This is a genomic window from Streptomyces sp. Act143, from assembly GCF_003143935.1.
Taxonomy (GTDB): Bacteria; Actinomycetota; Actinomycetes; order Streptomycetales; family Streptomycetaceae; genus Streptomyces.
The window spans coordinates 7,340,673-7,351,347 of the sequence record NZ_QFRX01000001.1 but is presented as its reverse complement, the minus strand read 5'-3'; the positions used below and the strand labels follow the sequence as shown (position 1 = coordinate 7,351,347).

General features: G+C 72.3%; 8 protein-coding genes. 2 read left to right on the top strand and 6 right to left on the bottom strand.

From position 1 onward, the window contains the following. The 6 genes from fxsT to leuA form a co-directional block, all read right to left on the bottom strand. Window positions 1–1,948 (bottom strand): FxSxx-COOH system tetratricopeptide repeat protein (gene fxsT / locus DI272_RS33535; protein ID WP_258314764.1); only part of this gene is annotated, 1,948 nt, incomplete at its 3' end. A gap of 155 nt (window positions 1,949–2,103) precedes the next feature. Continuing rightward, a complete protein-coding gene (locus tag DI272_RS33530) occupies window positions 2,104–2,778 on the bottom strand; it encodes a response regulator transcription factor (RefSeq protein WP_109498929.1) in 675 nt (224 codons plus the stop codon). Beyond that, window positions 2,775–4,022 (bottom strand): sensor histidine kinase, encoded by a 1,248-nt coding sequence (locus DI272_RS33525; protein ID WP_258314763.1) that lies wholly within the window; start codon window positions 4,020–4,022, stop codon window positions 2,775–2,777. Before DI272_RS33525 ends, DI272_RS33530 begins: the two co-directional genes overlap by 4 nt. A 62-nt stretch (window positions 4,023–4,084) precedes the next feature. After that, window positions 4,085–6,175 (bottom strand): MMPL family transporter, encoded by a 2,091-nt coding sequence (locus tag DI272_RS33520; RefSeq protein ID WP_109498925.1) that lies wholly within the window; start codon window positions 6,173–6,175, stop codon window positions 4,085–4,087. A gap of 145 nt (window positions 6,176–6,320) precedes the next feature. Then, on the bottom strand, window positions 6,321–7,019 hold the full coding sequence (locus DI272_RS33515; RefSeq protein WP_109498923.1) for a TerB family tellurite resistance protein: 699 nt from the start codon (window positions 7,017–7,019) through the stop codon (window positions 6,321–6,323). A gap of 186 nt (window positions 7,020–7,205) precedes the next feature. Next, complete coding sequence (gene leuA / locus DI272_RS33510; protein ID WP_109498922.1) at window positions 7,206–8,927, bottom strand: 2-isopropylmalate synthase; 1,722 nt, start codon at window positions 8,925–8,927, stop codon at window positions 7,206–7,208. Between the two features lie 330 nt (window positions 8,928–9,257). Between leuA and DI272_RS33500 the strand changes: the two genes are divergently transcribed. Beyond that, window positions 9,258–10,331, top strand: a complete 1,074-nt coding sequence (locus DI272_RS33500) for a M4 family metallopeptidase (protein WP_109498921.1) — start codon at window positions 9,258–9,260, stop codon at window positions 10,329–10,331. Between the two features lie 35 nt (window positions 10,332–10,366). Continuing rightward, window positions 10,367–10,633, top strand: a complete 267-nt coding sequence (locus tag DI272_RS33495; protein WP_109498920.1) for a protealysin inhibitor emfourin — start codon at window positions 10,367–10,369, stop codon at window positions 10,631–10,633. The last annotated feature ends 42 nt before the right edge of the window (window positions 10,634–10,675 follow it).

Below are 10,675 nucleotides of genomic sequence, written 5' to 3'. Positions count from 1 at the left end.
GCAGGGTGTCCGGGTGTTCCTCACCCAGCATCCGCCGGCGCCGGGCCAGCGTGTCCTCGTCCAGGGCACGCGCCTGCTCCGTCTCGCCCAGGTCGGCGAGTCGGATGGCGAGGTTGCCGGCGGCGGCCAGGGTCTCGGGGTGGTCGTCGCCCAGCGACTCGCGCCGCCGGGTCAGGACGTCCTCGTCCAGGCGGCGGGCTTCGGCGTGGTCACCGATGTCGTTGTGGGCGCGGGCCAGGTAACTGGCCGCCCACATGGTGGCCTTGTCGTCGGGGCCCGCCTCCAGCAGCCAGGTCCCGTGCAGGTCCTGCAACCGGGGCAGCACCGTGGCGGCCGCACCGCGGTCCATCAGGTACCAGCACGCCTCACAGGCCGCGTACCGGGCATCGACCGTGGTGAGGTCGGTGGGAGCGATGAGGAGGAGATGGGGCAGGATGTCGGGCCAGCGCGGCCAGGAGTCCGGGTCGGCCGCGTTGCCCGGGGCGGCGGCGACCAGCAGCAGGCCGGCCTGGCGGGCGGCCCGTGTCCGCTGCCCGTCGGTGAGCTGGTCGCGCAGCACGGACTGCGTCAGCCGGTGCATCTGGACGCTGCCCCCGGCCACCCGTGCCAGCCCGAACCGTTCCACCACCCCCACCACCCGCCGGAAGACACGCGGGTCGGACAGCACCTCGACCAGCCCGGCGTCGTCCTCGTCGTCGTCCTCGACCTCGTCCGGGTCGCAGGCATGCAGCGGAAACGGCTCCGGCGCCAGCAGCGCCAACGCCCGCAGCAGATCGGCCGCCGCGCCGTCCTCCACCTCCAGCCGTTCCATGCTCAGCCGCACCGACGCCGCCAACGAGCGCGGATAGTCCGGCGGCGTACCGTCCTCCGTCGCCGTGCTCGCACTGCGCGCCAGCAGCGCCAGGTACCGGTCCGGACTGAAGGCCGTCAGCGCCTCGGCCGCCTGCACCAACGCCAACGGCAGATCGTCCAGCGCCTCCGCCAGCCGCCCCGCGTCCTCCTCCCCCAGCCCCCGGCTGCGGGAGCGCAGCAGCGCCACCGACTCCGCCCGCGCCAGCACGTCGACATCCACCGGCGTGGCCACGTGATGCCACTGCGGATTCCGCGAGGTGATCAGCACATGCCCCGCCCCGGCGGGCAGATGCGGCCGCAGGGCCACCGGGTCCTCGGCGTTGTCGAACACCAGCAGCCAGCGCGCCCGGGTCCGCAGCTCCTCCCCCAGCGCCCGCACCGCCTCCGCCCGCGGAGTGTCGACCTGGGCGCAGCCGGTCGCCACCGCCAGCGCGGCCAGCTGGTCCGGGATCAGTGCCGGGTCCTCGGCCGCCACCCACCACGCCAGTTCGTACTCCCCGCTGAACCGGTGCGCGTACTCGATCGCCAGCTGGGTCTTGCCGACCCCGCCCCGGCCGTCCAGTGCCAGCACCGCCACCGCCCGTGCGCCCGCCAGCCCGGTGCGCACCTCCACCAGCAGTTCGTCGCGGCCGGTGAACCCCGCGTTGCGCACCGGGATGTTCCACACCCGAGGCAGGTTCCCCGGCAGCCGCGGCCCGGTCGCGCCCATCGACCGCAACCGCCCCGGCCGCCCGCGCTCCGGGAACACCGGCGCCCGCCCGGGGGTCCCCGGCGGCCCCGCCACCGCCCGCAGCAGCACGGCACGTGCCTCGTCCTCATCCAGCCCGAACAGGTCCGGCGCCAGCAGCGACCGCAGCAAGGGGGGCGCCTCGGCGTCCTCCACCCGGACCGGCACCCACTTCTCCCGCGCCCCCACGACGTCGGTCCACTCCTCCGTCGTGAAGCGGCCCGTGTCGAAGTAGGCCCGCGAGAACAGGGCGACCATCCGCCCCCGCTCCAGCGCCTGACGCATCCTCAGGACGAAGTTGTCCCCGGCGCCCCAGTGCCAGACGTCCAGCTCGACCTCGTACCCGGCGTCCTGCAACTGCCAGGCCACCCACTCGGCCCAGGCACGGTCCGCCCCGGCATGCGAGACGAACAGCCTCTCCCCGTTCGGCCTATCCCCGTTCGGCCTATCCCCGTTCGGCCTATCCCCGTTCAGCTTCTCCCCGTTCAGCCTCACGCCGTCCAACCGCTCCCCGTCACCCACGGCTACACACCCCCGGGTGTAACCATCCCAGACTCGTACGCCACGATCACCAACTGCGCCCGATCCCGCGCCCCCAACTTCCCCATGATCCGGCTGACATGGGTCTTCGCGGTCAGCGGGCTCAGCCCCAACGCCGCCCCGATCTCCGCGTTGTTGAGCCCCCGCCCCACCAGGGCCAGCACGTCCCGTTCCCGCTCGGACAGGCACTCCGGCCCGCCCTCCGCCGCGAACGGCCCGACCGTGCCCGGGCTTTGCAGCAGCCGCGCGATCAACCGCGCCGTCGGCCCCGGCGACAGCAGCGAGTCCCCCGCCGCGACCGTCCGGATCGCCTCCAGCATCTCCGCGGGCCTGGTGTCCTTCACCAGGAACCCCGACGCCCCCGCCCGGAGCGCCTCCACGATGTTCTCGTCCGTGTCGTAGGTCGTGAGGACCAGCACCTTCACTCCGGCGAGGTCGGGGTCCGCCGCGATCAGCCGGGTCGCCTCGATGCCGTCGAGCTCCGGCATCCGGATGTCCATCACGATCAGGTCCGCCTGCGCGCGGCGGGCCAGCTCCACCGCCTCCCGCCCGGTGCCCGCCTCTCCCACGACCTCCATGTCCCCCGCCGACTCGACGAGCATCGCGAACGCGGCCCGTACGAGCGTCTGGTCGTCCGCAAGCAGTACGCGGATCGTCATCCGGCCCCCTCCAGAGCACCCCTGAGCGGCAGCACCGCCGTCACCTCGAAGCCGCCCCCGGCCCGCGGCCCCGCGTCGAGTGTGCCACCCACGCTGCGGGCCCTCTCCCGCATCCCCACCAGCCCGAAACCGCCGCCGCCGGCGCCGCCCGCGGCGTCCGTGCCCGCCCCGTCGTCCGTGACGGCCAGCCGCAGGGCGCCCTGCTCCTCGTAGACCTCCACCCGGACCGCCGGCTCCGCCCCCGCGTGCCGGACCGCGTTCGTCAGTGCCTCCTGCACGATGCGATAGGCCGCGGCGCCCACGGCGGGCGGTGTGGCATCCCCCGTCCGTACGGTCTGGGTCACCCGCGCCCCCGCGAGGCGTGCCGCCTCCACCAGGTCGGGGACGCCGTCCAGGCCGGGCAGCGGGCCGCGCGCCTCCCCGGCCGCGGCGCCCTGTTCGCGCAGCACCTCCAGGGTGGTGCGCAGCTCGCCGCGGGCCGTGCGGCAGGTGTCGGCGATGTCGTCGAGGGCCTTGGCGATCGTCTCCCGGTCCAGGCGTTCGGGGTCGGCGGACAGGACGTGCGCGGCGACCGAGGTCTGGACGCCGATCAGGGTGATGGTGTGGGCGAGGAGGTCGTGCAGGTCGCGGGCGATCCGCAGGCGTTCCTCCGCCACCCGGCGCCGCGCCTCCTCCTCCCGGGTGCGTTCGGCGCGTTCGGCGCGTTCGACGAGGGAGGCGACGTACTGCCGGTAGTAGCGCACGTCGATGCCGATGAAGAGGACGGCGAGCACCCAGCCGTAGGTGCGGACCAGGTCGGGGAGTTGTTTGTGGTCGCCGAAGGTGAACATCACGGTCACCGAGAGGGCGAGGCCCGCGACGCCGACCAGGATCGAGCGGGCGGGGCGCTGGGTGACGGTGACCGTGTAGAGCGCGACGAGCGAGGCGGGGACGGGCGCGCCGTGGTTGTTGTCGAGCGCGTGGTACGGGATGACGAGCACCACCACCGCGGCCAGCACCAGCAGCGGCCGCCGCCGGCGCCACACCAGCGGCACATGGGCGGCGAGCAGCAGGGTCCAGCCCAGGGCGTCGGGGTGGCGCAGGGTGTCGGTGAAGGCGGCGAGAACCGCGGCGAGGGCGGCGAGTACGGCCGCGAGCACCGCGTCCTTGCGGGTGGCGTGCGGCGCGGTGGTGGGGTCGCGGGTGAGTGTCGCCGTGACGCGTTCGCCGAGGCGTGGCCGCGCCCGGGTCGTGGTGAGGTGCATGGGGCTCATCCTCCGCCGGAGCGGCGCCCCTCCGGGAGGGGAGGGGCGCCGGCCGGCCGCGTTCAGTGCGTCACCACCGCGACGGGCTCGGGTTCCTTCGGCGGCGGCATCGGCGCCTCCGGTTCCCTGGACAGGGCGCCCGGCCACCACACCTTGCGGCGCAGGGCGACGGCGGCGCTGGTCACCAGGTAGGTGCGGACCAGGAAGGTGTCGAGCAGGACGCCGACCGCGATGACGAAGCCGAGCTCGACGAGGCTGACCAGCGGCATGTTGGTGAGCACCGCGAAAGTGGCTGCGAGGACCAGGCCGGCCGAGGCGATGACGCCGCCCGTCGTGCGCAGCGCGGTCAGGGCCGCCGCCGCCGGTTCGCTGCCCTTCAGCGACTCCTCCCGCATCCGGTGCATCAGGAAGATGCCGTAGTCGACGCCGAGGGCCACCAGGAAGACGAAGGACAGCAGGCCGAGCCCGGGGTCGGTGCCCTCGAAGCCGAAGACCGGGCCGAAGACCAGCCCTCCGATGCCGAGCGCCGCGCCCCAGACCGCGACCACGGCGCCGACCAGGATCAGCGGCGCGACCACCGACCGCAGCAGCGCGATCAGGATCAGCAGGACGGAGACGAGGACGAGCGGTACGACGATCATGCGGTCGCGGGCGTTGGTGTCCGCGAGGTCGATCTGCTGGGCGCTCGCTCCGCCGACCAGCGAGTCGCCGAGGCGGTCGCGCAGGGCCTCGATGGTCGCCGTCTCGCCCGCCGACTGGGGCGCGGACGTCGTGACGACCGAGAACTCGGTCCAGCCGTCGCCGCTGCGTCCGCGCTCGGCCGTGGCGACGCCCGGGGTGTCCTCGACCTCGGCGAGCACGGTGTCGGCCCGGTCGGTGCGGGCGAGGACGGTGAGGGGCCGGGTGCCCTGCTCGGGGTAGGCCCTGGCCAGCGTCTCCATGGCCGCGACCGCGTCGGGCTTGGTGGTGAAGGAGTCCTCCTGCTTCAGGGCGCCGGGCAGGTTGAACGCCCCGAGCGCCAGCGCGCCGAGCAGGACCGCGCCGGCCGCGAGCACGGTGCGGGGGCGGCGCTCGGCCGAGCTGCCCATCGCGGCGAACAGGGACCGGCGGGCCTTGGGGGCGCTGCCGTAGCGGGGCACGAGCGGCCAGAAGACACGGCGGCCGAGCAGGACGAGGACGGCGGGCAGCAGGGTCAGCATGGCGACCAGCGCGCACAGGATGCCGACGGTGCCGAGCGGGCCCATGCCGCGGCTGGAGTTGAGGTCGGCGGCGAGCAGGCAGAGCAGGCCCGCGGCGACCGTGCCGGAGGACGCCAGCACCGCGGGGCCGCAGCCCTTGAGCGCGGCAACCATCGCGTCGTACGGCCGCTCGATGCGCCGCAGCTCCTCGCGGTAGCGGGAGACGAGCAGCAGCGCGTAGTCGGTGCCCGCGCCGAACACGAGGATGGTCATGATGCCGGAGCTGGCGCCGGTCACGGCGGTGCCGAACGCCTGGTTGAGGCCGTAGGCCACGCCCATCGACAGGTAGTCGGCGAGTCCGGCGACGGCCAGCGGCACCAGCCACAGCACGGGGCTGCGGTAGATCAGGATCAGCAGCAGCGCGACGACGCCGGCGGTGGTGTAGAGCAGCGGCCCGCCGAGCGCGTTGTAGACCTCGGCGGCGTCGGTCTGGAGCGCTCCGGCGCCGCCCACGTCGACGCTCAGCCCGTCGCCGCCGTGCGCGATGTCCCGGACGTCGTTGACGAGCGCGTCGCGTGCCTTCTCGTCGGTGCCCGGCTCGGTGCTCGCCACCGGGTACATCAGGGTGGTGCCGTCCTTGGACGGGACGCCCTGGGGTGCGGCGGTGAGCTGGTGGGCGCCCGCGATCCGCTCGATCTGTTGGGCGGCGGTCGCCTTGTCGGCGGCGGTCAGTCCGCTGTCGCGGTGGTAGACGACGACCATCTCGGTGGCCTCGCCGCCGGGCAGCCGGTCCTGGATCTTCGCGACCTGCGTCGAGTCGGCGCCGGCCGGGAGATAGTCGACGGCCCGGTCGTGCTGCACGTCGGCGAGCTTGGAGGCGAACGGCGAGGCGAGCGCCAGGACGGCGATCCACAGCCCGAGCACCAGCCAGGGCACGGCACGCCGTCGTCGTGCGGATGTGGTTGCGGCCCCCATCGACGGGCCTCCCTCCGGTCGGGTGTCTGGGTCGTCTCCAGACTCCCGGCGCACGGGGGCGGATTCGTCGCGCCGTAGGGCGAGTTGGGGGCTACTACGCAGGGCGGCGCGGAGCTGCGGTTACTCCCTGGGGAGTAACGGGGTCCTAGGACGGGGTCCGTGCCGCCGCGGCCAGCAGCCGCGTGACGTCCTCGGCGTCGATGGTGAGGGCGGCGCCCACGGTGGCCAGCGTGTCCCGCTCGGCCGGGGTGTAGGGGCCGTCGGCCAGGGCGATCCGGGCGCCCTGGAGGAGGATGGATTCCCGCCCGGCGGGTGCGAGGTGCGGCGCCAGCGGGTCGAGCGCCTCGTGCAGCTCTATCGCCAGCCCCGCCCCGCAGGGTTCGCCGAAGACCCGCCCGGTGTCGGCGGCGAGCGCCTCCACCAGCGCGCCGAGCTGGTCCTCCGTGCAGTCGTCGAAGCCGGCGGCGCGGACCGTGACCGCGGCGGCCTCCAGGGCGGTGCGCGAGCAGGTGCCGCCCGCGGCGAGGACCGCGAGGGCGACGGTGTGGACGGCGTCGCGGAGCATCGCGGAGAAGCGGGTGGTGGTGGGGTGGTCGAGGACGTCGGTGCCGAAGTGGCGACGGCAGGCGGCGCACTCGACGACCGGGCCGGTCCGGCCGCGCGGCACGAGCGGTACGCCGAGCAGGGTGAAGCGCCGCCGGCCCGTCAGCCGCTGGTAGTTGCGGTCCCCGCCGCAGCCGGGGCAGAAGAACTCCCCGTCGCCCACGGGCGTCCACGCGGTACGCGTGCCCAGCATGCGCGCAGGCCTGGCGGCACGGTCGTTTCGTCCCCGTCCTGGCAGCACGTCACACCTCCGCGTTACCGCACGGCAACATCGCCGCGCTGGCGTGATGTTAGCCACATCGGAGAGCCGCAGTCAGCACCCTGGACGAGACCTTTCCGTGACCTCCACGGGCGGTTGGCCGATATACGACGGGGCCCTGATCGCCGTATACGACGATCAGGGCCCCGAAATGCCCGGTCAGAGCGGTCAGCGCGCGGCTCGGTTGACCGCGGAGACGACCGCCTTCAGTGACGCACGTGTCGTGTTCGCATCGATGCCGATTCCCCACAGAACCTTGCCGTCGATCGCGCATTCGATGTACGAGGCGGCCTGCGCGGAGGCGCCCTCGCTCATCGTGTGCTCCTGGTAGTCCAGCAGGCGGGCGTCGATGTCGATCTTCGCCAGGGCGTCGAAGAAGGCCGAGATCGGACCGTTGCCGGTACCGGTCAGGACGGTGTCGACGCCGTCGACGGTGGCCTCGACCTTGAGCGTGTCCACCCCGTCCGTGTCCGTGGTCGACTGCCCGTTCTTGACCTGGATACGGCCCCACGGGTTCTCGGGGTTCGGCAGGTACTCGTCCTGGAAGACGGCCCAGATGTCGGAGCCGGTGACCTCGCCGCCCTCGGCGTCCGTCTTGGCCTGGATGATCTTCGAGAACTCGATCTGCATCCGGCGCGGCAGGTCCAGCTTGTGGTCGTTCTTCAGGACGTACGCGATACCGCCCTTGCCGGACTGCGAGTTGACGCGGATGACGGCCTCGTAGGAGCGGCCGACGTCCTTGGGGTCGATGGGCAGGTACGGCACGGCCCACTCGATGTCGTCGACCGTGACGCCCTTGGCGGCCGCGTCGGCCTCCATCGCGTCGAAGCCCTTCTTGATGGCGTCCTGGTGGGAGCCGGAGAAGGACGTGTAGACCAGGTCGCCCACGTACGGGTGGCGCGGGTGGACCTCCATCTGGTTGCAGTACTCCCACGTACGACGGATCTCGTCGATGTCGGAGAAGTCGATCTGCGGGTCGACGCCCTGGGAGAACAGGTTCATGCCCAGGGTGACCAGGTCGACGTTGCCGGTGCGCTCGCCCTGGCCGAACAGGCAGCCCTCGACGCGGTCGGCGCCGGCCATCAGCGCCAGCTCGGCCGCCGCCACCGCCGTACCGCGGTCGTTGTGCGGGTGGACGGAGACGCAGACGTACTCGCGGCGGGACAGGTTGCGGCTCATCCACTCGAAGCGGTCCGCGTGCGTGGACGGCGTCGAACGCTCCACGGTGGCGGGCAGGTTGAGGATGATCTCGCGGCCCGGACCCGGCTGGTAGACGTCCATGACGGCCTCGCAGACCTCCAGGGCGAAGTCCAGCTCGGTGTCGGTGAAGATCTCGGGGCTGTACTGGTAGCCGAACTCGGTCTCGGGGCCGAGCAGCTTCTCCGCGTACTCCATGACCAGGCGGGTGCCGTCGACGGCGATCTGCTTGATGTCGTCCTTGGAGCCCCGGAAGACGACCCGGCGGAAGACGGGGGCGGTGGCGTTGTACAGGTGGACCGTCGCGCGCCTGGCGCCCTTCAGGGACTCGACGGTCCGCTCGATGAGGTCCTCGCGGGCCTGGGTCAGCACGGAGATGGTGACGTCGTCGGGGATCGCGCCCGGCTCCTCGATGATCGAGCGTACGAAGTCGAAGTCGGTCTGGCCCGACGCCGGGAAGCCGACCTCGATCTCCTTGTAGCCCATCTTGACCAGCTGGTCGAACATCCGGCGCTTGCGCTCGGGCGACATGGGGTCGATCAGGGCCTGGTTGCCGTCACGCAGGTCCGTGGAGAGCCAGCGGGGGGCGACGGTGATCCGGTTGTCCGGCCAGGTGCGGTCGGGGATGTCGACCTGCTCGTACCGGCCGTACTTGTGGATCGGCATGTGGCTGGGCTGCTGGCGGTTCGCCATGATGCGGGGGCTCCTCAGGGTGTCCGGAAGGACGGCCGACGACGCAACGCCAAGCTCCGCGGGGAGGGAGTCGACCTGGACTACAGGCCCTCGCCGCGGCAGCTAAGAAGAAGCAGCCCGAAACGCATGATGCGAAGCATGCTAGCCGAGCCGGTTCGGATGCGGGGCGCTGTATCAGCATGCGGGACCCGAGGGACGGATAACCAGCGAAACGGACAAAAAGTGCGCCATACCACTTCGTCACGGAGCGTGCCGCTCCCTGTCCGCATATTTCACCAATCATGGTTGCGGGTAGTGACAGCGACATAACGCAGTGCAAGGGTTCCGGGCATGACGAAGACCAACGGGGGCTTCGAGCCCGTCTTCTGCACCGTCGTACCGCCACACGTCCTCGACAAGCTCGCCCAGGCCGAGGACCCCGCGCTCGCCGATCCCGCCCGCAGGACCCTGGAGCGCGACGCCTTCGAGCGCACCCACCGCCGGCTGACCACGGTCGTCGGCGCCCCGTCCGTCGCCGCGCCGCTCGGCGCGGAGCCCGGCAAGCCGCACCGCACCCTCTACGACGCCCGGCACCGCACCGAGCTGCCCGGCAAGAAGGTCCGCACCGAGGGCTCCGAGCCCGGCAAGGACGCCACGGTCAACCGCGCGTACGCGGGCCTCGGTGCCACCTTCGAGCTGTACCTGAAGGCCTACGAGCGCGACTCGATCGACGGAGGCGGCCTCCCCCTCGACGCCACGGTCCACTACGACAAGGACTACAACAACGCCTTCTGGAACGGCGAGCAGATGGTGTTCGGCGACGGGGACGGCGAGATCTTCCTCGACTTCACCATCCCGATCGACGTCATCGGCCACGAACTCACCCACGGCGTCACGCAGTACACCGCCAACCTGACCTACTTCGGCCAGCCCGGCGCGCTCAACGAGTCGCTGTCCGATGTCTTCGGCTCCCTCATCAAGCAGTACACGCTCGGCCAGACCGCCGCCGAGGCCGACTGGCTGATCGGCGCGGGCCTGCTCGCCCCGCGGGTGACGGGCAAGGCGCTGCGCTCCATGAAGGAGCCGGGCACCGCGTACGACGACGACGTCCTCGGCAAGGACCCGCAGCCCGCGACCATGGACGGCTTCGTCCGCACCGGCCGCGACAACGGCGGCGTCCACATCAACTCCGGCATCCCCAACCACGCGTTCTACATCGTCGCCACCACCCTCGGCGGCCACGCCTGGGAGCGGGCCGGACAGATCTGGTACGACGTCCTGACCGGCGGCCAACTGAAGAAGGACGCCCTGTTCACGGACTTCGCGAACCTGACGGTGGCGGCGGCCAGGACCCGCTACCAGGAGGGCGAGGAGCTCCAGGCCGTGCTGAAGGCGTGGGAGCAGGTCGGGGTGCGCACGGCGTAGTTCCGTACGCCGGCATTCCGTACTAGAAGAGATCCATGCGTATTCAGGTGACACGCTCCGGTGGGTTCGCAGGCATCGAGCGGCACGCGGAGGTGAACACCTCCGGGCGGCCCGACGCCGCGGAGTGGCACGCCCTGGCCGAGCAGGCACTGGCCGCCGGCCGGGGCGCGCCGCCCGTCGGGGTGCCCGACGGGTTCAGCTACGAGATCACGGTGGACGGCAAGACGGTGTACTGCGCCGATCCCCGGCTCACCGAGGAGCAGCGGGAGCTGATCTCCCGGGTCCTGAAGGAAGGCGCGTAACTCGTTCTTCACGCCTGCCCGTTGACTTCCGTTACCGGCGGT